The sequence below is a fragment of the Sphingopyxis macrogoltabida genome (assembly GCF_001314325.1).
Lineage (GTDB): Bacteria > Pseudomonadota > Alphaproteobacteria > Sphingomonadales > Sphingomonadaceae > Sphingopyxis > Sphingopyxis macrogoltabida.
On the sequence record NZ_CP009429.1, the window covers coordinates 4051854 to 4076988 of the forward strand.

At 68.0% G+C, this 25135-nt stretch carries 18 protein-coding genes; 8 read left to right on the forward strand and 10 right to left on the reverse strand.

The annotated features are described in order from the left end of the window. Positions 1-53 precede the first annotated feature (53 nt). From LH19_RS19640 to phbB, 5 genes are all read left to right on the forward strand, one after another. Complete coding sequence (locus LH19_RS19640; RefSeq protein ID WP_054731488.1) at positions 54-770, forward strand: SIMPL domain-containing protein; 717 nt, start codon at positions 54-56, stop codon at positions 768-770. A gap of 65 nt (positions 771-835) precedes the next feature. Beyond that, positions 836-3124, forward strand: coding sequence for a xanthine dehydrogenase family protein molybdopterin-binding subunit (locus LH19_RS19645; RefSeq protein WP_054731489.1), 2289 nt, complete (start codon positions 836-838; stop codon positions 3122-3124). Next, positions 3121-4092 carry a ferrochelatase gene (gene hemH / locus LH19_RS19650; RefSeq protein ID WP_054731490.1) on the forward strand — a complete coding sequence of 324 codons (972 nt, stop codon included), beginning with the start codon at positions 3121-3123 and terminating at the stop codon, positions 4090-4092. The genes LH19_RS19645 and hemH overlap by 4 nt, the downstream gene beginning before the upstream one ends. A gap of 77 nt (positions 4093-4169) precedes the next feature. After that, complete coding sequence (locus tag LH19_RS19655; RefSeq protein WP_054731491.1) at positions 4170-5855, forward strand: DUF1963 domain-containing protein; 1686 nt, start codon at positions 4170-4172, stop codon at positions 5853-5855. 109 nt (positions 5856-5964) lie between these two features. Continuing rightward, positions 5965-6687: an acetoacetyl-CoA reductase gene (phbB, locus tag LH19_RS19660; RefSeq protein ID WP_054731492.1), complete on the forward strand. Its 723-nt coding sequence runs from the start codon at positions 5965-5967 to the stop codon at positions 6685-6687. A gap of 294 nt (positions 6688-6981) precedes the next feature. Here the strand turns inward: phbB and LH19_RS19665 are convergent, their stop codons facing one another. Continuing rightward, positions 6982-7731 carry a helix-turn-helix domain-containing protein gene (locus LH19_RS19665; protein ID WP_054731493.1) on the reverse strand — a complete coding sequence of 250 codons (750 nt, stop codon included), beginning with the start codon at positions 7729-7731 and terminating at the stop codon, positions 6982-6984. 113 nt (positions 7732-7844) lie between these two features. Between LH19_RS19665 and LH19_RS19670 the strand changes: the two genes are divergently transcribed. Next, on the forward strand, positions 7845-8072 hold the full coding sequence (locus LH19_RS19670) for a ribbon-helix-helix domain-containing protein (RefSeq protein WP_054731494.1): 228 nt from the start codon (positions 7845-7847) through the stop codon (positions 8070-8072). A gap of 25 nt (positions 8073-8097) precedes the next feature. Here the strand turns inward: LH19_RS19670 and LH19_RS19675 are convergent, their stop codons facing one another. From LH19_RS19675 to LH19_RS19690, 4 genes are all read right to left on the reverse strand, one after another. Beyond that, complete coding sequence (locus tag LH19_RS19675; RefSeq protein WP_054731495.1) at positions 8098-8403, reverse strand: hypothetical protein; 306 nt, start codon at positions 8401-8403, stop codon at positions 8098-8100. A gap of 52 nt (positions 8404-8455) precedes the next feature. Beyond that, on the reverse strand, positions 8456-9319 hold the full coding sequence (locus LH19_RS19680; RefSeq protein ID WP_054731496.1) for an ATP-grasp domain-containing protein: 864 nt from the start codon (positions 9317-9319) through the stop codon (positions 8456-8458). After that, positions 9319-14031, reverse strand: coding sequence for an NAD-glutamate dehydrogenase (locus LH19_RS19685; RefSeq protein WP_054731497.1), 4713 nt, complete (start codon positions 14029-14031; stop codon positions 9319-9321). The genes LH19_RS19680 and LH19_RS19685 overlap by 1 nt, the downstream gene beginning before the upstream one ends. Positions 14032-14191: 160 nt before the next feature. Then, positions 14192-15523, reverse strand: a complete 1332-nt coding sequence (locus LH19_RS19690) for a PAS domain-containing protein (RefSeq protein ID WP_054731498.1) — start codon at positions 15521-15523, stop codon at positions 14192-14194. Between the two features lie 313 nt (positions 15524-15836). Here LH19_RS19690 and LH19_RS19695 point away from each other — a divergent pair, with 313 nt between their 5' ends. Both LH19_RS19695 and LH19_RS19700 read left to right on the forward strand, forming a co-directional pair. Next, positions 15837-16268, forward strand: a complete 432-nt coding sequence (locus LH19_RS19695) for a DUF983 domain-containing protein (RefSeq protein WP_054733955.1) — start codon at positions 15837-15839, stop codon at positions 16266-16268. Continuing rightward, entirely contained in the window at positions 16258-17628 is a 1371-nt protein-coding gene (locus LH19_RS19700) for an aminotransferase-like domain-containing protein (protein ID WP_269465196.1), read from the forward strand. Before LH19_RS19695 ends, LH19_RS19700 begins: the two co-directional genes overlap by 11 nt. A gap of 5 nt (positions 17629-17633) precedes the next feature. Here the strand turns inward: LH19_RS19700 and LH19_RS19705 are convergent, their stop codons facing one another. The 5 genes from LH19_RS19705 to LH19_RS19725 all read right to left on the reverse strand — a co-directional run bounded on the left by LH19_RS19705 (position 17634) and on the right by LH19_RS19725 (position 25089). Beyond that, positions 17634-19043, reverse strand: a complete 1410-nt coding sequence (locus LH19_RS19705) for an efflux transporter outer membrane subunit (protein WP_145923530.1) — start codon at positions 19041-19043, stop codon at positions 17634-17636. Positions 19044-19054: 11 nt separating this feature from the next. Beyond that, positions 19055-22240, reverse strand: coding sequence for an efflux RND transporter permease subunit (locus LH19_RS19710; RefSeq protein WP_054731500.1), 3186 nt, complete (start codon positions 22238-22240; stop codon positions 19055-19057). A gap of 135 nt (positions 22241-22375) precedes the next feature. Continuing rightward, positions 22376-23644 carry an efflux RND transporter periplasmic adaptor subunit gene (locus LH19_RS19715; RefSeq protein WP_054731501.1) on the reverse strand — a complete coding sequence of 423 codons (1269 nt, stop codon included), beginning with the start codon at positions 23642-23644 and terminating at the stop codon, positions 22376-22378. A 402-nt stretch (positions 23645-24046) separates the two neighbouring features. Then, positions 24047-24658, reverse strand: a complete 612-nt coding sequence (locus tag LH19_RS19720; RefSeq protein ID WP_054731502.1) for a TetR/AcrR family transcriptional regulator — start codon at positions 24656-24658, stop codon at positions 24047-24049. Positions 24659-24708: 50 nt separating this feature from the next. Beyond that, complete coding sequence (locus LH19_RS19725; protein WP_054731503.1) at positions 24709-25089, reverse strand: OsmC family protein; 381 nt, start codon at positions 25087-25089, stop codon at positions 24709-24711. Positions 25090-25135 lie beyond the last annotated feature (46 nt).

Below are 25135 nucleotides of genomic sequence, written 5' to 3' on the forward strand. Positions count from 1 at the left end.
GGGAACCCTTCCGCCCGTCATGCGCTAGCCCGGCATCGAACGGGAGAAAATTCATGCGCACCCAGCCCCTAATGCTGATCCCTCTGCTCGCCCTCGCCGCCTGCGGCGACAAGGCGCCCGACCCACGCGGGGTCGAGCATGACGAAACCCTGCTGTCGGTGTCGGCGACCGGCCGGTCAGAGACACGCCCCGACGAGGCGCGCTTCACCGCCGGGGTGAGCACGATCGCCGCCGCGTCCGAAGAGGCGACGCGGCGCAACAACGAAACCATGGCCAAGGTGACCGAAGCGCTGAAAGCCTTTGGCGTTGCCGAAAAGGACCTGCAGACGCGCCAGTTGACCGTCAACCGGATCGACTGGGGCGCCAACAAGGGCAAATATGAAGCTGTGAATCAGGTCGAGGTGCGGATGCGCGCCGTCGACAAGGCGGGCGAAGCGGTGGCGGCAACCACCCGCGCCGGTGCCAATGTCCTGTCGGGTCCGACGCTGCGCGTCTCCGATCAGGAGGCCGCGACCAAGTCGGCCTATGCTGCCGCTTACCGTGCCGCGCGGGCGCGCGCCGACGCCTATGCCGGCGCGGCGGGGCTCAAGATCGACCGCGTCCTTGCGATCCGCGACGGCGGCGGCGCGCCGCCGCCAATGCCCTATTATGAAATGGACGCCGCCAACCGCGTCGCGCCGCAGGCCGTCGCCGCCGCGCCGCCTTTCAACCCCGGCGTCAGTGAATCGCAGGTATCGGTGCAGGTCGATTTCGCGCTGACGAAGAAATAGCGCCGGGCTCCCGCTCGTCCGAAAGCCTTTGCGTCGCCGACTCGCGCCGACTATCAGCGGCGGGGATGGCGGGCATTCGCGACACTGTGGGGAAAGACAAAAGGCGCCTGCCGCATGTCAGCCGCCGTTCGCTGCTCGTCGGCGCGACCGCCGCAGGTGGCCTCGCGATCGCGTGGAGCCTGTGGCCGCGCGATTATAGCCCCAATCTGACTGCCGCGCCCGACGAACATGTCTTCAACGCCTTTCTGAAGATCGGCGACGACGGGCATATCAGCGCCATCGTCCCGCAGTGCGAGATGGGACAAGGCGTCACCACGCTGCTGCCGCAGATCATGGCCGACGAACTCGGCGCCGACTGGCGCACGATCGCGGTCGAAACCGCGCCGATCAGCCCGCTCTATACCAACACGCTGGTGGTCGACGAGGATAGCGCCATCTTCACCCCGCGCAGCGGTGTCCCCGATTTCGTCCAGGACGTGCGCGGCTGGGTGCGCTGCGAATGGGCGGTCCGCCACGCCGTGATGCTCACCGCGAACAGCTCGTCGGTGCGGATGTTCGAGGCGCCGTGCCGCGACGCGGCGGCGCAGGCGCGCGCGCTGCTGATGATGGCGGCGGCGCGGCGCTGGGACGCCGACTGGGAAGCGTGCGACACGCAGGACGGGTTCGTCATATTGGGCGCGAAGAAGCTGCGCTTCGCCGAAGTCGCGGCGGCGGCCGCATTGCTCGAGCCGCCCGCCGAGCCCGTCTATCGCGCGTCGAGCGCCGATCCGCTGTACGGCAAGGAACTGACGCGGCTCGACCTGCCGGCGAAGGTCGACGGATCGGCCAATTACGCGGGCGATATCCGCCTGCCCGACATGGTCTTCGCCGCGATCCGGCAAGGCCCGGTCGGCGCGACCCGATTGAAGAGCATCGACCGCAAGGCGGGGATGAAATCGCCCGGCCTGCTCCATATCGTCGAGCATGAGCGCTGGCTCGCCACCGTGGCGCGCAACTGGTGGGCTGCAAACCGCGCGCTCGACCGCTTCGCCCCGGTTTTCGAAACCGAGGGGGCGCCGGTTTCGAGCGACCGGATCGACAAGGCGCTGAAAAGCGCGCTCAAGGCGGATGCCTTCCGGATCAGGAGCGAAGGCGACGTTGGCGAGGCGATGGCGGGGCGCACCAAGGTCGCGGCCGAATATGCCGTCGCCCCGGCGCTTCACGCCCCGATCGAAACGCGCACCGCGACCGCCGCCCCCGACGGCGCCAAGCTGCGCGTCTGGGTCGCGACGCAGGCGCCCGCGCAGTGCCGCGATGCGATTGCGCGCGCGACCGGGCTGGCGCCGGCGGCCGTCACGCTGTTCCCGATGATGGCCGGGGGTTCGTTCGACGCCTGCCTCGATCACAATGTCGCGGTGCAGGCGGCGATCATCGCCTTGCAGATCAAGCGCCCCGTCCAGCTCGCCTGGTCGCGCGCCGAGGAAATCATGCGCGTGCCGCCGCGCGCGCCAGCGCGCGCGAAGCTGACCGCGACGCTGAACGCCGCCGGCGGGATCGACGCGCTCGTCACGCGCATCGCGGTGCCGTCCACCAACCACGAAGTCCGCGACCGGCTGTTCGACAATAGCCCGCCCGACGTCGCGCAGCGCGCTTCAGCGGGCAAACCCGACGCTGCATCGGTCGAAGGCGCCGCGAACGGCTATGCGATCCCGCATCTCGCGGTCGATCATTGTCCCGCCGATATCGGCCTGCCGACCGCGCGCTGGCGCGGCAACGCCGACAGCTACACCGCCTTCTTCACCGAATCCTTCGTTGACGAGATGGCGGCGCGCGCCGGGACCGACGCGCTGTCGTACCGGATGGCGATGCTCGGCAATGCGCCGTTGCTGGCACGCTGCCTGCTCACCGCGACCAGCCTCGGCGGCTGGGAGGGTGGCCTGTCTGGAACCGCGCAAGGCCTCGCCTGTCACAGCATGCGCCGCAGCCATATCGCGCTGATGGCGACCGCGCGCCAAAGCGACAAGGGGCTGCAGGTCGAACAGCTCGTTGCGGTCGTCGACGCCGGCCGTCTCGTCAATCCGGCGATCGCACGGCAACAGGTCGAGGGCGGGCTGATCTTCGGCCTCGCCGCCGCAGTCGGCGCGACGACCGACTATGAGGGCGGGCTGGCGACCGCGCGCAAGTTCGGCCAGCTCGGCCTGCCGCGACTGTCGCAAACGCCGCAGATATTGATCGAGTTCGTTGACAGCGACCGCGATCCGGGCGGGCTCGGCGAGATCGGCGTACCGGTGGTCGCCCCCGCGATCGCCAACGCGCTGTTCGCGGCGACCGGGCGCCGTATCCGCCGCCTGCCCCTCTCGGCGCATCCACTATGAGTGCCGACGACAGGATCGGGGTGCTGCTGGTCAACCTCGGCACCCCCGACGCGCCCGACCCAGCGTCGGTGCGCCGCTATCTTGCCCAATTCCTGTCCGACCGCCGCGTCGTCGAAATCCCGCAAATCCTGTGGCAGCCGATCCTGCGCGGCGCAATCCTGACCACCCGGCCGCGCAAGTCGGCCGAGGCTTATGCGCAGGTATGGACCGAAGCGGGATCGCCGCTCGCCGCCATCACCCGCGCCCAGGCCGAAAAGCTGCAAGCGGCGCTGGGCGACGCCGCGCTCGTCTCGCACGCGATGCGCTACGGCCAGCCCGCCATCGGCGCCAGCATCGACGCGCTGTTCGCCGCCGGGTGCCGCCGCATCCTGATCGCGCCGCTCTACCCGCAATATTGCGCCGCGACGACGGCGACGGTCGCCGACGCCGCCAATGCGCATCTTGCGACGCTGCGCTGGCAGCCGGCGCTCCGCTTCCTGCCCCCTTATCCGGACGACGGCGCCTATATCGGCGCGCTGAAAATATCGGTCGAGGCGGGATTGGCGGCGCTCGATTTCACTCCTGATGTGCTGCTCGCAAGCTTTCACGGCATGCCCGAACGCACCCGTGCGCTCGGCGACCCCTATCACGACCAGTGCCGCGACACCGCGCGGCGGCTGTCCGAGGCCTTGGGGCACCCCGTCGAGGTCGCCTTCCAGTCGCGCTTCGGCCGCGCCAAATGGCTCGAACCCGCCACCGACGCGACGCTCGCCCGGCTGGGCGCGGCAGGCTCCAGCGTCGCGATCTTCGCACCGGGCTTCGCCGCCGATTGCCTCGAGACGCTCGAGGAGCTGGCGATCCGCGGCAAGGAGCAGTTTGCAGGCGCGGGCGGGCGGCAGTTCGCTTACCTGCCGTGTCTGAACGACAGCGCGCCCGGCATGACGATGCTCGAAACGCTGGTCCGGCGCGAACTCGCAGGATGGCTTTAGCCGCTTACTTCCTGTTTAGGTCCTTGCGTTAAGCTCTCCGGCGCGGCGCAAAGCCGCTTCAGTCGGAGGTAGGATCGATGAGCCAGCTTGAATCGGCAGCAGTGAAGCTGATCGGCGTTACGCTCGCCTTCCTGCTGGTCGCCTGGTTCGTGTGGCGGAAACGTCAGGGCGAGACCGTGCCGGCCGCCCCGAAAACGCCCCGGTCGCCGTCGATGCCGCGCGAATTCAAGCTGCCGACGCTGTCGCGCAAGGAACGCGCGGTCGCCGAGGAACCGGTCGAAATCTCGCCATCGCGGCTCGCGCGGGTCAGCGGCAAGGCGCCGCTCGCCGGGCTAAGCGAACCTGCCCCCAAATCCGAACCGAGCGCGCCGCCGCCCGATCCCGAAACGCGCGCGATGGCCGAAGCGATGCTCGCGTCGATGGTGGCGCAGGTCGAGCATGAGGCCGATCTGGTCGATCGGCGCGGCAGCGAAGCCGTGGCCATCCGCCTTGTCCCGCAAATTCCGCCGCGCGACACGGACGGGGCGACGAGCTGGCTCGGCGGCGCGCCGCGCCTCGACGCGCGCACGCCATGGCCCGAGATTCGCGAGACGCCGGCCGATTTCCTCGCGCAGATCGATTGCACCGCGCTGCCCGCCGAGCTTTGGGACGGCTTGGGACCGCGCAGCGGCGCGCTCGCCTTCTTCATCCATCCGCGCGACGGCGACATGCTCGTCGTCCATGTCGCCGAGCCCGGCGATCCGGTCGGCCCGCCGCAGCCGCAGGACGAGGAGGATGTTTTCTTCGCCCCGCACGGCGGGCTGCGCTTCGGCGACCTGATGCCCTTCGCGCGGCGCGCCTTTCCCCAATGGCCCGTCGATCTGGTCGCGGTACGCCCGGGCGACCCCGATCCGCGCGACGCCGAAGGCAGCGACGACGGCCCGGGCCACCGCCTTTATCGCGCCGGCTATGATATCGCCGACCCGGCATGGCACCCGTTCGACTGGGCGAGCATGACCGCGATGGCCGAGATTCTCGACATGCGGATTTCGCGCTTCTGGCGCGATCCCGGCGATGCACCGTCGCCGATCGAGGTCCAGCGCGCCAATGTCGAGCGGCGCCTCGCCGAGGCTGCCGGCGGAGAAGGCGAACCGGTCGACCGGACGCTGCTCGAAAATCAGCTTGCGACGCTGACCGAGCTTGCCGAAGCCGCACATGCCGCAGCCGAGATGAACCGCGAAGCGCTGGCCAATGCGCAGGAGATCATCGCGATCGTCCGCGAAAGCGCAGGCCGCGACGATTTCTCGCCGGCGGCCGCGGCGGCAGTAATGGGGGCGCTGCAGACGATCCGCTGGGCCAAGGTCAACCGCAAGCCCGATCCCGCGGGACGCCCCGGCGCCGAGGCGATCGAGACGCTCGTGCTGCCGCTCACCGAGCATCATCCCGAGGCGCCCCTGTGGGCGCATGATTACCACAGCATCTGGTTCGACCATGCCAAACATGCCTATGCCGCCGGATCGGACGCGCTGTCGGCCGAGGCGCTCGCGGTCCTCGAACCCTATTGCCGCGAGCTGGCGGCGCGCGAGATGGGCGGCATCGGGCATGTCCCCTTCGCCTATGTCCATGATTATGATGCGGACGCCGATGCGACGATGCTCGAATTGCCGTCGAGCGGGCTGATGAGCTGGATGTTCGGCGATGTCGACCATCTGGTGCTGACGATGCGCAAGGCCGATCTTGTCGCCGGACGGCTCGACCGGCCGGTCGTTCAAGTGAGCAACTAGCGCCCTGCCCACCCCCTGAAATAGCGTTGCGATTGACGTTCCGGTCAACTTGCAGCGCCCCGTAGCGCCGCCTAGTCTGGCCCTCCAACTCTGTGGGAGAGCCTGATTCATGACACGCGTAGCAATCGTCACCGGCGGCAGCCGCGGCATCGGCGAAGCCATTTCGCTGAAATTGCAGGAGCAGGGCGTCACCGTCGTCGCCAACTATGGCGGCAACGACGAAAAAGCCCGGGAATTTACCGAACGCACCGGCATCGCGGCGATGAAGTGGGACGTCGGCGACCATCAGGCGTGTCTCGACAGTTGCGCGCGCATCGCCGAAGAGTTCGGCCCCGTCGACATCGTCGTCAACAACGCCGGGATCACCCGCGACGGCACGCTCGCCCGCATGAGCTATGACGATTGGGACGACGTCATGCGCGTCAATCTCGGCGGCTGCTTCAACATGGCGAAGGCGACCTTTGGCGGCATGGTCGAGCGCGGCTGGGGCCGCATCGTCAACATCGGCTCGATCAACGGACAGGCCGGCCAGTACGGCCAGGTCAATTATGCCGCCGCCAAATCGGGCATCCACGGCTTTACCAAGGCGCTGGCGCAGGAAGGCGCCAAGAAGGGCGTGACGGTCAACGCGATCGCGCCCGGCTATATCGACACCGACATGGTCGCCGCGGTGCCCGCACCGGTGCTCGAAAAGATCGTCGCCAAGATCCCGGTCGGCCGCCTCGGCCAAGCCGACGAAATCGCGCGCGGCGTTGCCTTTCTGTGCAGCGAGGATGCGGGCTTCGTCACCGGATCGACGATGAGCATCAACGGCGGCCAGCATATGTATTGACGATGGCAGGCGCGTAACGAAGGCGTTCGCGCAGCGAACGGCACGTTAGGCGCCGGTGCCGCAAAGCGGCAGCCACCGGCTCGGCCAGCGGGGCGACCGGCCGAAGCCGGGCGAACCCGTCTGACGTCATGGCGGCGGCTTTGCCGTCGCCGCTAGCGCTCCGCCAAATAAAAATCCGTTCGCATCGAGCGAGGTCGAGATGCCCCTCGGGCTTGGCTATCTCGCGGCGTGTCTCGACGTCGCTCGACGCAAACGGGAAGAGGGGGAATTCCGACCCCGCACTGCCCCTCTCGATTACTCCACCATCACGCCCACAACCCGCCAGCTCCCGCCCTCGCGCACTAGCGACAGCGTTTCGATCGCCCCCGCCTTGTTCGCATAGTCGGTGCGGAACTTGACCATCTGATAGCCATAGGGCGGCGCGGGGACCGCCTCTTCGCTCAGCAGCACGCGTGCCTTCACCGCGCCGAGCGGCCCCTGCACCTGGTGCGCCACGCGCGCCCAGGTCTCCGGCGTGTTGAGCGTCTTGAACGACTGGCCCGTCGCCTCCCAGCTACCGTTCCAGTCGCCGCGGTCGACCAGCGCGAGCCAGCCCAGCGCCGCCGCGACCGCGGCGCTTTGGGCGGGGGCGGTCGAGGGCGGTGCCGCAGGGGTATCGGCGCTTCCGGACATCGAGGCGAAAGCGAGCAGGGCAAGAGCGAACGACATGAACAAACCTCCGGCTATCCAGCCGGACCGCCGCCCCATGCGGCGCGTCGCGGCTGATGCCGTCGTCTGTTCCATGCCGGGGACGGCCGCGGCTTCCCCCAAAGCCTTGTCTCCGAGGATTTGGGGGTCTCGATGCTCGAGGTCGCGCAGTTGCCGCGCCGCTTCGCGGCTGCTCGATACCGCGAGCTTGCGCCGCGCATCGCGCAGCCGCTCGTTGACCGTGTGCACCGACAGGCCGAGGTGGCGCGCCATCGACTTGGCGTCATAGCCGCTGACCAGCAGCCGCAGCGTCTCCTTCTCCTTTTCGGTGAGCGCCTGGATTCCGGCTGTCGTCACGTTTCCTGTCCCTCACTCCACTGCTATCGACGCCGACATTAAGCTCCGCCCGAACGCGGTCACCCCCAAATAATTCGTACTCCAATCGGCAGGCGAGCGGCTATGCTGCGGCGATGGCCGCCCCCTATCGTCCCCCCGTCAAACGCTCGGTCACCATCGCCGGCCACCCGACGTCGATCAGCCTCGAACCTTTGTTCTGGGACGCGCTGGAAGAAGCGGCGGCCCGGCTCGCGCTCCCGGTCAACGCGCTCGTCGCACGCATCGATGTCGAGCGGATGGACGCCGACGATCCCCCCAACCTCACATCGGCGATCCGGCAATGGCTATGGCGCGAACGCTGATCCCGCGAGCAAACTCGCCGCTGTGCTAGCCCAAACGGTGCGGCGTCGGGTCGCCCAGTTCGCCGACGAGCTGCCGATAGGCTTCGGCACGGCAGCGCGCATATGACGCGCCGAGTTCTGCCCGATCGAGACTGCGGTCGGCGACAAGCCGGTCCAATATTCCCGCATCGTCGGAAAGCGCGATCTCGCCGACCAGCTCGTCGCCGCTCGCGCCCAGCGCGTCGGCGAGCAGGCGGAACGTCCGCGCGCGCTGCCGGAACTCGAAATCCATCAGCCGCGCCGATTCCACCTCTTCCTTGCGAAGCAGGGCCGCTCTGAGGTCGAAAGCCATGGCGTCGATTTAGGCCGCGAGGCGCGTCGGCGCAATCGTCGTGCGCATGCGCTCAGCCGAACAGTGCCGCCGCCACCGCCCTGCCGAACGCCGCCCCCTTGTCGGGCGCGTGGTGCAGAAAGAGCGAAGGCTCGATCAGTTCGAGTTCGATGATGTGCAACCTGCCCGCCGCATCGCCGACCATATCGACGCGCGCATAGACCGGCGGTGCCGGTGCCGCAGCGAGCGCGGCGGCAGCAAGGTCGCGCGCCGCTTCGCTCGCGTCCCAGTCGGCCTCGCGCCCGCCGAACTGTTCCTGGACGCGAAAATCGCCCGCCGCAGGGCGCTTGACGATCGCGTGGCTGAACTTGCCGGCAAAGAAAAAGAGCGAATATTCGCCGTCGGTCAGAATGCCTTGCATCAGCGGCTGGACCAGCCGGCGCCGGCCGAGCGCATCGCCGGGGATCGGCGCCCCCGGAGCGATACGGTGCGTGCCGTCGGCGCCGCCCGAAATGGCGGGCTTGATCACCACCTCTTCGGCACCGAGCGCGACGCGCGCCTCGCCAAGCCCCGCTTCGTCGAGCGCGGCGATCTCGACCGTCGGCACCACGGCAACCCCTGCCGCGCCCAGTTCGGCCAGATAGGCCTTGTCGCTGTTCCAGCGCAGCACCGGCACCGGATTCACCACCGGCAGCGCCTCGGTTTCCAGCCGGTCGAGCAATGCATACCAGGCCGCGACGTCGCGCTGATAGCCCCAGGTAAAGAGCGGCAGGATCAGCTCATATCCCGTCAGATCGCCGGGATCGGTCCACACGCGCTGCTCGACGACCAGCCCTGCCGCTGTCAGCGCCGCCGCCTTGCGCGCGAAGGCCGGCTGCCATTTTTCATAATAGTCGGACGCCGGGACGAGGATCGCGACGCGGGGCTGGAAAGGCATTACCTCCCCAGCAGCCCGCGCGCCTGCCCGGCGATATGCGACAGCATCGCGCCGTTCGGGTTCGGAATCGTCCGCGCGCGGTCGACCGTCGCCCTGAATTGCGCGACACGCTGCGCATTGTCGGCGAGCCATTTGGTCACCGCCGCGTCGAGATCGCCCTTCGGCAATCCCGCCAGGAAACCCAGCCGCATCTGCTGGAAATCGCGCGCCAGGCTGTTGACCAGCAGCCGCTCCCACGGATCGGCGGGGCTCATATGCGCCGCCAGCGTCTGCGCCCAGTCGAGCCCCAGCGCTTCGCCCAAATGGGTGAAGGCGTGCGTCACCGCGATCTCGTCGTCGCCGCGCCGTTCGGCAAGATCGACGATGCCGATCGCGCCGTCGGTCTTGAACAGGCGCACGACCGACGCGGTCAGCGCCTCGGGCGCCCCGGCATCGAGCAATTGCTGGCTGAGCATATCCCACTGGCGCTTGACCGACGGGCTGAGCAGTCCGTCGACCCCGGCGGTCAGGCGATCGACCCCGGGTTCCAGCCGCGTCACCACCGGACCCGGCAGCGTCAGCGTCGGGTTGACGCGGAGCAGGTCGGCCATTTGCGATGTCATCGCCGATGCGGCCTGCGCAAACAGCGACAGGCGGATCGTCTCGTCGATCTTCGCCGCGTCGAGCGCGGTCCAGATCGCGGGCATGTCGAGCAGGCGTTCGACCGCAACAAACGCCGCCGCGATGTCGCCGAGTGCGCAGCCTTCCTCTTCGACGAGTTCGAAGGGATGGACGACGCCCAGACGGTTGATCATCCGGTTGGCGAGCTTGGTCGCGATGATTTCGCGGCGTAGCTGGTGATCGGCGATCGCCCCCGCAAAGTCGCGCTGCATCTCGGCCGGGAAGGCGGCCGCAAGGTCGGAGCCGAGCGCCGGGTCGCCCGGCAGGTCGCTGTTCTCGATCGCGTCCTGCAAGGCGAGTTTCGCGGTCGACAGCAGCACCGCGAGTTCGGGCCGCGTGAGCCCGCGGCCCTCGGCCGAGCGGCGGAGCAGTTCGTCGTTCGCCGCGAGCCCCTCGACCTTGCGGTCGAGCCGGCCCGACGCCTCGAACGTCTCCATGATCCGGACGAGCGACGGCACCGCCGACGAACCGCCCTTTTCGGCGATCGACAGCGCCAGTGCCTGCAGCCGGTTGTCCTCGAGCACCAGCGCGGCAACATCGTCGGTCATCCGGACGAGCAAGGCATCGCGATCGTCCTGCGCCAGACGGCCTTCGGCCATCTCGCGGTTGAGCGCGATCTTGATATTGACCTCGTTATCCGAGCAGTCGACGCCGGCGCTGTTGTCGATGAAGTCGGTGTTGATCCGGCCGCCCTTCGCCGAAAAGGCGATGCGCGCCGCCTGCGTGACGCCAAGGTTGGCGCCCTCGCCGACCGCCTTGACGCGCAGATCCTCGGCATCGACGCGCAAGGCGTCGTTCGCGGGGTCGCCGACCTCGGCATTGTTCTGGCTCGCGGCCTTCACATAGGTGCCGATGCCGCCGAACCAGAGCAGGTCTGCGGGTGCCCTGAGGATCGCCGAAATCAACGAGCCGGGGTCGATTTCGGACTGCGAAAGGCCAAGCGCCGCCTGCACCTCGGGGGTCAGCGGAATGCTCTTCTGGCTCCGCGGAAAGACGCCGCCGCCCTTCGAGATCAGCTTCTTGTCATAATCTTCCCAGCTCGACCGCGGCAGCGCGAACATGCGGTCGCGTTCCTTCCAGCTCTTCGCCGGATCGGGATCGGGGTCGAGGAAGATATGGCGATGGTCGAACGCCGCGACGAGCTTGATCGCCTTGCTGAGCAGCATGCCGTTGCCGAACACGTCGCCCGACATGTCGCCGCAGCCCACGACGCGGATACTGTCGGTCTGCACGTCGACGCCCATTTCGGCGAAGTGGCGCTGGACCGAGACCCATGCGCCCTTGGCGGTGATGCCCATCGCCTTGTGGTCATAGCCCTTCGACCCGCCGCTCGCGAAAGCATCGCCGAGCCAGAAATTGCGCTCCATCGCAAGGCCGTTGGCGACGTCGGAGAAGGTCGCGGTGCCCTTGTCGGCGGCAACGACGAAATAGGGGTCCTCGCCGTCGTGGATCGCGACGCCCTTCGGATGCACGACCTTGCCCGCGACGATATTGTCGGTGATCGACAGGAGCGAACGGATGAAGATGCGATAGCATTCGGTGCCCTCGGCAAACCACGCATCGCGGTCGAGCGCCACATCGGGGAGCGCCTTGGGATAGAAGCCGCCCTTTGCCCCCGTCGGCACGATCACCGCGTTCTTGACCCGCTGCGCCTTCATCAGGCCAAGGATTTCGGTGCGGAAGTCGTCGCGGCGGTCGGACCAGCGCAGCCCGCCGCGCGCGACCGGACCGGCGCGCAGGTGGATGCCCTCGACGCGCGGGCTGTACACCCACACTTCGCGCCACGGCAGCGGCTTGGGCAGGCCGGGGATCAGGCTGGAATCGATCTTGAACGCCAGCGCTTCGGCCGCCGCGGGCGCAAAGGCGTTGGTGCGCAAGGTCGCGCCGATCACCGCGTGGAAGAGCCGCAGGATGCGGTCGTCGTCGATCGACTTGATGTCGGCGAAACCGGCGACGATCTCTTCGCCGAGCGCCTTGGCGCGGGCCGCGTCGGCGCGTTTCGGATCGTGGAGCGCGCAGAAACGCTCGATCATCTTGGCGGTCAGTTCGGGCGCGTGGCGCAGCGCCGCGACGACCGTGTCCATGCCATAACTCGCCCCGCCCTGCCGCAGATAGCGGAACCAGGCGCGCAGCCAGACGATCGCCTGCGGATCGGTCTGCGTCGCGATGACCAGTTCGTTGAACGCGTCGTTTTCCGCCCCGCCATCGAGCACTGCGGTAATTGCGCCCTCGATCACGTCGGTGTGCGGGAGCAGCGCGGTCTCGTCGACGTTGGCCGGCACGCGCAGCGTGAAGTCGTGGATGAACGCCGGCTGCTCTTCGCCGTCGGCGTCGGGCGCACGGTTCTGCCCGAGCGCGGTCGGGATTTCCTCGAGCACCTCGAAGCCGAAATGTTCGAGCGCGGGGACGACGTCGGACAATGCGAGCGCGCCCGCCGAACTGTAGACCTTGAGCCGCAGCCGGTCGTCGCCGTCGAGGCTCTTTCGCGCAAGACGGACTCCGCGCGGGCTGTCGGCGTCGAGGTCGCGGAGCCGCAGGATGTCGCGTGCGGCCTCCTCGGGCGAATAGAGGTTGCGGTAATTGGGCGGAAACAGCGCGGCGAACCGCGACGCCAGCGCCGCCGCACGGCCGGGATCGCCGCGCTTCGCCAGTTCAGCCTCGACCTCGGGCTGCCAGCCACGCACCATCTGTTCGAGCTGTGCGTTCAGCGTATCGGCGTCGGGAACGACCCCGCCGCTGCGCAGGTCGAGCGTATAACGGAGCAGCGCGGCACCGCCGTCTTCGAGGACCATCGTCCAGCCGATCACCCCGGCCTTCGCCTCGCGCACCAGCAATGTTTCGACCGCAAGCCGGCGGCCGGTCGACACTTCGTCGCGCGGCAGCCAGACAAAGGCGAACAGATGGCGGCCGAGCGCGCTCTGCACCATGACGATGCGCGGACGCGGCCGGTCGGTGATCGACATCGACGTCAGCACCAGTTCCTCGAGGGAGGCGGCGTCGAAGGCGATGAGCAGGTCGTGCGGCAGCGCGGTCAGCGCGTGGGTCAGCGCCTTGCCGGCGTGGCCCGTCGGATCGAAACCGAATTTCGCCATCAGCGCGCCAAGCTGCGCACGCAGCATCGGCACCTTGTCGGGACGCGCCGACAGCGCGGCGCTAGTCCACAGGCCGGCGTGGATCGACAGGCGCTCGGCCTTCGTCCCTTTATATTCGGGGACGATAACCAGATCGAGGAGGACGCGGCGGTGCACCGCCGACAGCCGGTTCGACTTGATGAGCAGCGGCCCCTGATTGCCCTTGTCGAACCAGGCGAATGCCGCTTCGAGCGCCGCCGCGGACAGGAGATCGCCGGCACCCGACGTCGAGATACCGAGCGGGTCCTGCGCCGGGCCCGAACGCGCACGCCATTCGTGGCCGAGCTGCGTCAGCGCGCCGCCTTCGAACCAGCGCAACAGTTCGGCGGCTTCGCCGTCGGCGCGCATCGCGGCATCGGCGAGCATCGCGGCGCGCATCGCCTTCCAGTCCTGGACTGCGGCGCGGACGTCGCCGAGCGCCTGTTCGAGGCCGTCGAGCAGGCGGCGGCGCGCGCGCGCATCGCCGCGTTCGAGTTCCATATAGATGACCGATTCGCGGCCGGCGCTGCCGGGCTGCGCATCGCCGGCTTCCTGAAGCTGTCCCTTGGCATCGCGCTTTGCCGCGACGACGGGGTGGAGGATGCGGTGGACGACGAGCCCCTGCGCCGCGACGACCTGCGAGGTCGAATCGACGAGGAACGGCATATCGTCATTGACGATCGCCAGCCGCATGCGCCGGTCGGTGCCGTCGGCGACGACGGGCTCGAGCAGCAACGAAGGCTTGCCCGGCGCGCGCGCGATCGAGGCGCGGCCGACGAACTGCGCCGCATCGGCAAGTGCCGCCTGATCGAGGTCGTCGCCTTCGCCGGGCAGCGCGCTGCCGCGCAGCGCGGCCAGATAGGCGGCGGCGATTTTGGCGGGGATTTTGGGGATCGAAAGCGTGGCGTCCGTATCGGGGGTTTCGGACAATTTTTTAGGCATGGGGTGCGGCATCCTGAACCGAGGCGAACCCTTGCCGACGATCGGCTGGTCCGTTCGCTGCCGCCCCTATGCGCCTGCCGCGCGCAGGGCTCAACCCCCCGCGCAGCGGTCGCGCAAATAAATATCACGCAATTGATTGACTATTACGTGAACGTCAACGTCAGGGCAAAATCGGGCTCGCCTTGCGCGCCAGCCGGGCGACGAGAGCGGGGTCATCGGCCGCCTTGGCGACGATGCCGATATGCCCGCCCGGCAGCGCCCGTGCGATCAGCACGACAAATTCGGCGCCCTCGGCCTCATGTTCGAGGATCACGGCAGGATGCGCCTGACGGAGCGTGTCGAGCGCCGTACCGCTACCCTCGTCGCCATCCTTCGCCGGCCGCCGCCGGGCGCGCTCGTCCTTGACGAGGCCCTTGAGCCCGCCCGGATAGCGATCGAGATAGGCGGCGAGTTCGCCGCGGCCGACACCCTCGCCCTTCGCATGGCCAAGGACGCAGGCATATTCGGCGAGGCGCGTCTTGTCATAGGCGGCGCCGAAAACCAGTTTCACGACCGGCGTCATCGGCGCGCGGTCCTGCACCGTCAGCCCGGCATCGTCGAGCAGCGCGGCAAAGGCTTCGGGCTGGCGTTCGGCAACGAGCGCAAAATCCCATGCCTGGCCGACCGCCTGATACAGCGCGCTGCGGCTGCGGCTGTCGGCGGCGCTCGCCCGGTCGGCGGTTTCGCGCGCAAGCGCGAGCCAGTCGGCAAGCTCGGCGTCATCGCCAGGATCGACGGCCGAAAGACCCGCGTGCCGCGCGCCACCGCGGACCGAGAGCAATTCGCTCCCCTCGCCCAGCGCCGCAAAGCCCGGCGCCGCATCGTCGTCGATATGCCCCGAGTCGGGACCGTCGGCCCACACCGGTACCGGCGCGGTGAGCGGCGGCGCGCTGCGCAGCGACTGTTCGACCGAAAGCTGGAGCTCCTCCGCCTCGTCGGCGGGCGCCGCTTCCTTCCAGTTGATCACGCCGAGGATGAAATCGATCGTGTCGTCGTCCGACGAGAAGGGCAGCAGGATGCCGCGGTACATGATCGTCACGCCGCGGTCGTTGACGAATTCGGCCTCGAAACCGATCGGCGCGCGGTTGGCGATGATCTGCAGATAATGGTCGGTCAGCCGCGACAGCAGCGAACGCCCCGGTATCTGGTTGATATAATGGACCTCTTCGTCGATTTCCGACTCGGCGCGCAGCCGCTCGCCGATGAAGGCGATGCCGGGGTTCTCGACCCCGGTGGTGAAATCGAGCAAGACCGAATGCGGGCCGAAATCGCCGACATTCTCGAGGTCGAGGTCCTCGACCGACGGGTAGGCGCGATCGGCGAGCAGCGACGCCCAGTAATTATAGGCGCGCACCTGCATCCGCCGTTCGTCGACGCCGACAGAGACGGGCGCGTCGATCGCCCCGTCATCGTGGCCGTGGCTGCCCGAGAGCAGTCCGCGCATGCTGTCCATCATTCATCCCCAGTCGCAAACATTGGTAAACACCATGCAACAGGACTGGTAAAAGCGGCGTAAACGATGGCTTCGCCGCCTCGCGCCGACGCGATGCGCGATCAAGCTGCGCTGCGACCCTCCAGGCCAGGCAAGATTACCGGCAAGACATAGCTGATCATGCATTTTATATGCATGGATACATGGCCTGCTTTATCCATACAAAATAGCCTGTTTGAGATTATATCCTTGTTAATAACGTATTTTTATCGATATGGACAATATCGATTGCATGCCTATGTACGGCACATTGCATGTACAAGCGAGATGACGAATGTTGAGCGAACTCGGCAATGACAAGTTGCGCTGGATCCTGTGGGCAGGCTGGCACGGGCGCTGTCCCGAATGCGGCGAGGGCAAGATGTTCCGGTCGTGGCTGAAGCTGGCCGACCGCTGCGAGGTTTGCGGACTCGATTTCCGCTTCGCCGCGCCCGACGACGGCCCGGCCTTCTTCTCGCAATGCTTCGTCGCCTTTCCGCTGACCTTCCTCGTCCTGTGGCTCGAGATCGCCTATGATCCACCCATCTGGGTCCATCTGTTTTTTTCGATCCCGTTGATGGTCATCGGCTGCGTACTGCCGCTCCGTCCGATCAAGGGTTGGCTCGTCGCTTCGCAATATGTGAACAAGGCGCAGGAATCGGGGACCGAACATCTGTGGGCCAAGCTCCATGCCCGCGAGGAGGCGGACAAGCGGCGTGACAAATAGCGGCTGGCTGCCCGACCTTTCGGCAGAGGCGGGTCCGAAATATCGCGCCGTCGCGGCAGCGATCGCCGCCGACATCGCGCGCGGCCGCCTCCACCATGGCGACCGCCTGCCGCCGCAGCGCGACCTGGCTGCGCGACTCGGCATCGACCTGACCACCGTTACCAAAGCCTATGATCTTGCCCGCCAGCGCGGGCTGATCGTCGCGCGCGGGCGCGCGGGAAGTTTCGTCAGCCCGCAGGCGCGCGATCACGCGGCGGCATCGGCCGCGCAGACCGATATCATGATGAACAGCCCGCCAACCCCGCCCGAAGCACGGCTGAGCGAAGCGATGGCGGCCGCTTTGGGAGCCTTGGCGCGGCGGGGAGAATCGGCGCGGCTCCACTATCAGCGCCCGGGCGGCGCGGCGGCGGATCGCGAGACCGGCAGCGCCCTGCTCGCCCGGGTCGGCCTGGCATCGGACGCCGAACAGCTGGTGGTGACCGCCGGCGGCCAGAACGCACTCCACGCCATCGCTTCGATGCTGCTTCGTCCCGGCGACCGCGTTGCGTGCGGCCTCTATATCTATCCAGGCTTCCATGCTCTTGCCCGGCGGATCGGCTTCACGCTCGTCCCGCTTGCCGAGATCACGCCCGCCGCCCTCGCCGCCGCGCACGACGCCGCGCCGCTCCGCGCGCTTTATGTGGTCCCGACGAACGACAACCCGACCGCGCAGACGATCGCCGCCAACGACCGGGCAGCGATCGCGACCTGGGCGGAGAATGCCGGCGTGCGGGTCATCGAGGACGACGCCTATGGCCTGCTCCCCGAAAAGCCGGTGCCCGCGATTACCAGCTTTGCGCCCGATATCGGCTGGTACATCGCGAGCACGGCGAAGATCGTCTCGCCTGCGCTGCGCGTCGCCTTCGTCCGCGCTCCGACGGTGGTCGACGCCATGGCGCTCGCCGCATGCCAGCATGAAAGCGCGGTGATGGCGCCGCCGGTCAATGCCGCGATGGTCTCCTTATGGCTTGCCGACGGCAGCTTCGACGCATTGGTCGGGGCGGTGCGCAAGGAGTCGGCGTGGCGCCAGCGGCTGGCGGACACGATGCTCGGCGACGCACGGCACACGGCGCACCCCGAGGGTTATCATCTGTGGCTGCCGCTCGCGCCGGGCCTCGCGCCCGAAGTCCTCGCCGCAGCGCTCGCGCTCGAGGGGCTGTCGGCGGTGACCTCGGACCGCTTTGCGGTCGCGGCCGATGCACCGAAGGCGCTGCGTATTTCGCTCGGCGGCGCGATCGACCGCAACAGCCTAGCGCGCGGTCTCCGCACGCTCGACGGCCATTTGCGCTCGCCCGCCGCGCAGGCGCTGCCGGTGATCTGAAAAACTCAGCTCGACCAGCCGCCAGCCAGCGCACGGAACAGGGCGATCTGGCGGCGCGAGATTTGCGCGTCCTGCGCGGCGAGCACCGCTTCGGCCTCCGCGAAGGTGCGTTCGGCGTCGAGCCATTCGAGCGAATCCGACGCGCCCTCGGCGCGTTTCGCGCGGACGATCCGCGCCGCGCGTTCGGACTGGTCGCGCGCCGCGCGCAGCGCCTGCCGCCGGTCGAGCGAGCGGGCGTAGGAGGATAGCGCGGTTTCGGTCTCCTCGATCGCACGCAGCACCGTGCCGTCGAAGCGCGCCAGCGATGCCTGCGTCTCGGCCTCGGCCGCCGCGATGCGGGCCCGCGCCGGTTCCTGATTGGGGAAGGCCCAGTTGAGCAAAGGCCCGAGCAGCCAGCGAAGCGGGCCGCCGCCAAAGACGTCGCCGAAACCCGCTCCCGTCGATCCCACCGAGCCACCGAGCGTGATGCGCGGATAGAGGTCGGCGGTCGCGACGCCGATGCGCGCGGTGTCGGCGGCAAGCCGCCGTTCGGCGGCGCGGACGTCGGGGCGGCGCTTCAGCAGCGCCGCCCCGTCACCGACCGGGATGGGGTCGGTGATCTCGAGGCTGATGTTGCGGTCGGCGGCCATCGTCGGCAACGCCGCGGGGGGGCGGCCGGTCAGCGTTGCGAGACGAAATAATGCCGCCTGCCGGTCGGCCTCGATGTCGGGAATGTCCGCCGCGCGCTGGTCGCGCAGCGTCGTGATGCGCGCGAGGTCGAGCCCGGTCGCAAGCCCCGCCTCCTTGCGCCGCTCGGTCAGCTTCACCTGCTGGTCGAGCAGCTCGACGATATGCCGCGCGACGTCCAGCCGCGCCGCGCCCGAGGCGGCGTCGGCATAGGCGAGCGTGGTGTCGGAGACGACCATCACGCGCACCGCGTCGGCATCGGCCTCGGCGGCTTCACTATCGTCGCGCGCCGCCTCGACCGAGCGGTCGACGCGGCCGAACAGATCGAGTTCATAGGCGACGTTCAGCCCGACATCGACGTTCCAGTCTTCGCGGTCGGCGCCGGGGAGGCGCTGCCCTTCGGGGCTGCGGCCATAATTGGCGCCCGCGCCGATCTCGCCCTGCGGCAACCGGTCGGCGCGCGCGCCGCGCAAGGAAGCGCGGGCCTTGGCGATATTGGCGACCGCGACGCGGACGTCGGTGTTCGCCGCCAGCGCATCGGCGACGAGCCCGTCGAGCACGGGGTCGTTGTATAATCGCCACCAGTCGGCCGCGACCGGGTCGAGGCTCACGGCGCGACTGCTTGCCGAGAGGAACGGCCCGGTCGCGGCGGGCGCCGACGCGGACTGCGGCGCCTTATAGTCGGGGCCAACGGCGCAGGCGGCAAGCGCGAGTGCCGAGGCGGCGGTTATAAGATTGCGGAGCAGCATGGTCATTCTCCTTATTCCGCCGGCACGGGCAGCGCCGCGCCATGGTCGTCCGATCCGCGTCGCCGCGCAGCGATCCATTCGCCGAGCGCGCGGCAGACGACATAGAAGGTCGGGGTGAAAATGAGGCCGAACGCCGTCACGCCGAGCATGCCGAAGAAGACGGCGGTGCCGAGCGCCTGGCGCAGCTCCGCCCCCGCCCCGCTCGCGATCAGCAGCGGCACCGCGCCGAGGATGAAGGCGAAGCTGGTCATCAGGATCGGACGCAGGCGGTCGCGCGCGGCACGCACCGCGGCCTCGACCGGCGACAGTCCGTCCTGTTCCTCGGCCTGCTTGGCGAATTCGACGATCAGGATCGCATTCTTCGCCGCGAGCGCGATCAGCACGACCAGCCCGATCTGGGTCAGGACATTATTGTCCATGCCGCGCAGATTGACCCCGATCATCGCCGCGAGCAGGCACATCGGCACGATCAGGATGATCGCGAGCGGCAGCGTCAGGCTCTCATATTGTGCCGCGAGCACGAGGAAGACGAACAGCACCGCGAGCGCGAAGACGATCCCCGCGGTGTTCGCCGCCGCCTTCTGCTGAAAGGCGATGCCCGTCCATTCGGTGCCGTAGCCCGCGGGCAGCGTTTCGGCGCCGAGCTTCTCCATCGTCGTCAGCGACGCGCCCGACGACGAACCGGGGGCGGTGTCGCCGTCGACCTCGACCGCGGGGAACAAATTGTAACGCGTGACGCGGTACGGCCCGGTGCGGTCCTCGAAATTGGCGACCGACCCAATCGGCACCATCGCGCCCGAATTCGACCGGGTGCGCAGGTTGGCGATGTCGGCGACCGTCTGGCGATAGGGCGCATCGGCCTGCGCGGTGACGCGATAGGTGCGGCCGAGCAGGTTGAAGTCGTTGACGAAGGCCGATCCGAGATAGACCTGCAGCGCCTCGAACACCCGGTCGGACGGGACGCCGAGCGCATTCGCCTTGGCGCGGTCGATATCGGCATAGATGCGCGGGTTGCTGGGATCGAAGAAGGTGAAGACATTCGCCAGCCCCGGCGTCTGGTTCGCCTTGCCGATCAGGCCGTTCACTTCCTTCGCCAGCTCGGCATAGCCGTGGCCGCCGCGGTCCTGCACGATCATCCGGTACCCGCCCGCAGTGCCGATCCCCTGGATCAGCGGCGGCGGGATGATCACGATCTGCGCCTCGGTGATATCGGCGGTGCGCTTTTGTGCCTCGCCCATGATGTCCGCCAGCGTGACGCCGAGTTTCTTGCGCTCCTCGAAGCTCTTGAGCGGGAAATAGGCGGCGGCCGAATTGGGCGCCAGCGTCTGCGACGGGCCGTCGAAGCCCGCGAGCATCACCGACCCGAGCACGCCGTCGACCGGCAGCACCCGCTGCGCGACCTTTTGCAGCACCGCGACGCTGCGTTCGACCGAAGCACCCGAGGGCAGCTTGGCGACGACGAGGAAATAGCCCTGGTCCTGCGCCGGGATGAAGCCCGTCGGGGTTGCCCAGAACAGCGCGACGGTCGCCGCGATCAACCCCGCATAGGTCGCCATCACCTTCTTCGGCGCGCGCACGAGCCGCGCGGTGAGCGCCGCATAGGCGTCGCCCATCCGTTGGAAGCCGCGATTGAACGCGTCGCCGGCGCGGCGGACGAGCTGCATGCCGCGCCCCTCGTTCACCGGCGCCGCGTGAGGCCTGAGCAGGATTGCCGCGAGCGCCGGCGACAGGGTGAGCGAAAGGATCAGCGAGATGATCGTCGCGGTCGAGATGGTGACCGCGAACTGCTGGTAGAAAGCACCCGACAGCCCGGTAAGGAACAAGGTCGGCACGAACACCGCGCAGAGCACGAGCACGATGGCGACGAGCGCCGCCGACACTTCGTCCATCGACGTCCGCGCCGCTTCGAGCGCGCTCATGCCGCGTTCGAGATTGCGCTCGACATTCTCGACGACGACGATCGCGTCGTCGACGACGATCCCGATCGCCAGCACCATGCCGAACAGCGACAGGTTGTTGAGGCTGTAGCCGAAGCCGGCAAGCACCGCGAAGGTACCGATCAGCGACACGGGAATCGCGAGCACGGGGATGATCGCGGCGCGCCATTTCTGCAAGAAAACCAGAATGACGATGACGACGAGCACGACGGCTTCGAACAAGGTATCCATCACCGCGTCGATCGACTGGGCGATGAATTCGGTGGGGTTATAGATGACGCGATATTCGAGCCCCTTGGGAAAGCTCTTCGAGGCGGCCGCCATTTCGGCCTCGACCGCCTGCGCGGCGGCGAGCGCGTTCGATCCCGGGCGCTGGAAGGTTGCGAGAATGACGGTCGGATCGCCCGACAAATAGGTGTTCGAATTATAGTCCGAAGCGCCAAGCTCGACGCGCGCGACGTCCGACACCCGCACCTGCCGCCCGTCGGCGTCGCTGCGGATGACGATGTTGGCAAAATCGGCGGGGTCGGCGAGGCGGCCCTGCGTTTCGACGTTCAACTGAAAGCTGCTGCCATTCGCCTGCGGCGGCTGGCCGAGCGACCCCGCCGCGACCTGCACATTTTCGCGGCGCAGCGCCGCGACGATCTCGCCCGCCGTCAGATCGAGCGCGGCGGCGCGACCGGGATCGATCCACACGCGCATCGCATAATCGCGGCTGCCGAACAGCCGGACGTCGCCGACCCCGTCGATGCGCGACAGCCGGTCGCGCAGCTGGGTCAGCGCATAGTTGGAGATATAGGCGCGATCGAGCGACTTGTCGGGCGACACGAGGTTCACGATCAGCAGGAAGTCGGGCGACGTCTTGCGCGTCACGACGCCGAGCCGCTGCACCGTTTCGGGCAGCCGCGGGGTCGCGATCGCGACGCGGTTCTGCACCAGCACCTGCGCGGCATCGAGGTCGGTACCGATCTTGAAGGTCACGGTGATCGTCACCGCGCCGTCGCCGGTCGACTGGCTGCTCATATAGAGCATATTGTCGACGCCGTTGATTTCCTGTTCGATCGGCGCCGCCACCGTGTCGGCGACGGTTTCAGCCGAAGCCCCGGGATAGGTCGCGGTAACGGTGACCGTCGGCGGGACGATGTCGGGATATTGCGAGACGGGCAGGCCGATATAGGCCACCGCCCCGACGATGGTGATGATCACCGCAAGTACCGCCGCGAAGATCGGCCGGTCGATGAAGAAGCGTGATAGGCGCATGGGAGAGCCCCTGTTCTGGGATGGTGTCGAACCTCCGGACCGATCCGGAGCGTAAGGGGTGAGGACCGCCGGCCTTTGCGGGTGGCCGCAGCCCCCACCCCGGCCCCTCGCCCGATGGCGAGGGGCTAACTCAACTCACTTCGCGAAGGTCGCCTGCGCCGACAGCGGTTCGCTGGCCGATGCGGCTTTCTTCTCCGCCGCCGCCGCGATCCGGCCGGGCTTGGTCGCGGCCTTTTCACCGGGCCGTGCGAACTGGTATCCGGTGATCACGACGCGGTCGGTCGCGGCGAGCCCCGAACGGATGACGCGCAGACCGTCGACCTCGGGGCCCAGCTCGACCGGCTTCGCGGCAACCATGCCGTCCTTGCCGACGACATAGACGATCTTGCGCGCCTGATCAGTCTGCACCGCCGCCGCGGGGACGAGCAGCGCCTGAACGGTCTGGCCGGTCGACAGGCGCATGTTGCCGAACATGCCGGGGGTCAGGAACATTTCGGGGTTGGCGAAGCGGGCGCGGGCGCGGATCGTCCCCGAACGCGGGTCGAGCCCGTTGTCGGTGAAATCGAGCTGGCCCTTCCAGCGATAATCGCCCTCGTCCTGCAACCGCACTTCGACCGTCGACCCATTATCGGCGCCGGCGCGCTTGGCTTTGAGGAACAGCGCTTCCGAACCCTGGAAGCTGAAATAAATGGGATCGAGCGCATTGATCGTCGTCAGCAGCGTGCCGCCGGCGTCGCCGGCCGAGACGAGGTTGCCGGCGTCGATCATGCGATCGGAGATGCGCCCGCTCAAGGGCGCGCGAACGGTAGTGAATTCGACGTCGAGGGCGCGCGCCGCGATGCGGGCGTCGGCCCCGGCGAGCGCCGCGTTCGCCGCGCGGACGCGGGCGCGGAGGCGATCGATCTCGCTCTGCGATACCGCCTCGACATCGACGAGCCGGCCGGCGCGTTCGAGTTCGAGCTCAGCGAGCGCCAGATCGCTGCGCGCGCTGGCCGCCGAGGCGCGCGCTTCGGCGAGTGCGGCGCGATAGGGACGCGGGTCGATGGTGAAAAGCGGCTGGCCCTGACGGACGACCTGACCGTCCCTGAAATGGATCGCGGTGATCGCGCCCGAGACACGCGGACGCACCTCGACCGATTTGCTCGCCTCGAAGCGGCCGATATAATCGTCCCATTCGGTGATCTCGCGCGCCAGCGGCGCCGCGACGGTCAGCACCGGCGGCGGTGCGGCGGCGGCCTGCGGGGTGCGGTCGCCGAGCAACCACCAGGCGCCAGCGATCAATACAAGCAAGGCGCCGACCCACGCTGCGCGCCGGCGGCGGCCGGGGTGGAGCAGCTCATTGAGGTCGCGGCGGACCTTGGCATCGGCGGGATCGAATTTTTCGATCGGAGTGTGGACGGTCATGGCTGGGCCTCTTCTTTTTGTTCGGTCGATCAGGCACACGCCCCCGATCCCGGAAGCGCATCTTCCGGGCCGGATCGGGCAATCCCTTGTCGAGAAGCGGCAAAGCGCCGCCCTCCCTGGACAGCCGCTTCGCCGCGGCTGCCGGTTATTGGCTATATTCGTCGGATCTGTGGCCGCCCCCGGTGGACCGGGCAGCGGCGAATCTTCCCGGCGGCCGCACGGACGGGGTGCGGCAGCCGGTCGGGGGAGAGACTGTTTCCTTTCGAACGCGACCGCGCCTTCTCGGAAAAGCGCCAAGCGCTCCACCGGTGCCGGTTCATCCTTCTTTATGTACTATGCGGTATATAATCTATGCTGCGCCGCGTCAAGACCCTTCTGTACCGCGCAGTAAAAATATTTCTATCAGCGTCCCGGCCACAGCTTCAGACTGGTCTCGACAAGCCGTTCGAGTTCGGCGCGCGTCGCGCCCGCACCCGCCTGCACCGCCATTCCCTGGTTCACCGCGGTGAGGAAGGACGCGAGGCCTTCGGGATCGGTGCCTTCGGGAAAATCGCCCTCTTCCTGGGCGCGCGCGAAGCGTGCAAGCATCGCGCGCTTCGCCGCCGCGCCGCGCGAGACGACCGCCTCGCGGATGCATTCGGCCTCGGCGCCGCAGGCGACCGAGCTGATCACCCCGAGGCAACCGTTCGGATTGTCGGGGCAAGTGTGCATGTCGAGCGCGCCATACATCAGCCGTTCGGCGACCCCGCGCGCAGTCGGCGCATCGAGCGCCGCATGCATATAATCGGCCTTTTCGCGCTCATAGAGATCGAGCGCCTTGTTAAAGAGCGCTTCCTTGTTGCCGAAGGCGGCGTAAAGACTGGGCTTGGTGATCCCCATCGCGTCGGTGAGGTCGGCCATCGAGGCGCCCTCATAACCTTTGCTCCAGAAGACGCGCAGCGCCGCCGCGAGCGCGGCATCGACGCAGAATTCGCGGGGACGGCCTTTAGTGGCTGGGAGGGAATCGACTTCCATAACGGGCGGTATATATGTGGCCTAGAACGATTTGTCTAGTGGCGCCGCATTCAGGCCAGCCGCGTATCGATCGGCAAGCCATTCTTCAGCGTCAGCGTCACCGGCGTCCGCTCTGCGATATCGGCCATCCGGGCCATTTGTTCGTCGTCGAGCCCCGCAATCGTCAGCACCCGGTCGATCCTTCGTTCGTCCTTGCCGTGAAGACGCAGCGCGACTTCGACCGACGCCATCGGCCAGCCCTTGCGGTCGGCATACATGCGCAGCGTGATCGCGGTGCAGGCGCCGAGGCTGGCGAGTAGCAAGTCGTAAGGCGCCGGTCCCACCCCCTGCCCGCCGAGCGCGGCGGGCTCATCGGCGACGATCGCGTGGCCGCCGACCTCGATCTCGGTGCGATAGCGGTCGTTGCCGATCCGTGCGGTGCCCTGCGCCATGCCGTCTCTCCTTTGCTGCCGCACCACTAAGGCGATTTGCGGCCGC

Bases quoted from the DNA above. Each gene is read 5' to 3' on its own strand.
- phbB (WP_054731492.1), top strand. From the start codon at position 5,965: ATGACACGCGTAGCAATCGTCACCGGCGGCAGCCGCGGCATCGGCGAA.
- LH19_RS19710 (WP_054731500.1), bottom strand. From the start codon at position 22,240: ATGCGCCTATCACGCTTCTTCATCGACCGGCCGATCTTCGCGGCGGTA.
- LH19_RS19705 (WP_145923530.1), bottom strand. From the start codon at position 19,043: ATGCTGCTCCGCAATCTTATAACCGCCGCCTCGGCACTCGCGCTTGCC.
- LH19_RS19640 (WP_054731488.1), top strand. From the start codon at position 54: ATGCGCACCCAGCCCCTAATGCTGATCCCTCTGCTCGCCCTCGCCGCC.
- LH19_RS19680 (WP_054731496.1), bottom strand. From the start codon at position 9,319: ATGCCTTTCCAGCCCCGCGTCGCGATCCTCGTCCCGGCGTCCGACTAT.
- LH19_RS19695 (WP_054733955.1), top strand. From the start codon at position 15,837: ATGTTGAGCGAACTCGGCAATGACAAGTTGCGCTGGATCCTGTGGGCA.
- LH19_RS19670 (WP_054731494.1), top strand. From the start codon at position 7,845: ATGGCCGCCCCCTATCGTCCCCCCGTCAAACGCTCGGTCACCATCGCC.
- LH19_RS19675 (WP_054731495.1), bottom strand. From the start codon at position 8,403: ATGGCTTTCGACCTCAGAGCGGCCCTGCTTCGCAAGGAAGAGGTGGAA.
- LH19_RS19720 (WP_054731502.1), bottom strand. From the start codon at position 24,658: ATGGAAGTCGATTCCCTCCCAGCCACTAAAGGCCGTCCCCGCGAATTC.
- LH19_RS19685 (WP_054731497.1), bottom strand. From the start codon at position 14,031: ATGCCTAAAAAATTGTCCGAAACCCCCGATACGGACGCCACGCTTTCG.
- hemH (WP_054731490.1), top strand. From the start codon at position 3,121: ATGAGTGCCGACGACAGGATCGGGGTGCTGCTGGTCAACCTCGGCACC.
- LH19_RS19715 (WP_054731501.1), bottom strand. From the start codon at position 23,644: ATGACCGTCCACACTCCGATCGAAAAATTCGATCCCGCCGATGCCAAG.
- LH19_RS19725 (WP_054731503.1), bottom strand. From the start codon at position 25,089: ATGGCGCAGGGCACCGCACGGATCGGCAACGACCGCTATCGCACCGAG.
- LH19_RS19655 (WP_054731491.1), top strand. From the start codon at position 4,170: ATGAGCCAGCTTGAATCGGCAGCAGTGAAGCTGATCGGCGTTACGCTC.
- LH19_RS19690 (WP_054731498.1), bottom strand. From the start codon at position 15,523: ATGGACAGCATGCGCGGACTGCTCTCGGGCAGCCACGGCCACGATGAC.
- LH19_RS19645 (WP_054731489.1), top strand. From the start codon at position 836: ATGGCGGGCATTCGCGACACTGTGGGGAAAGACAAAAGGCGCCTGCCG.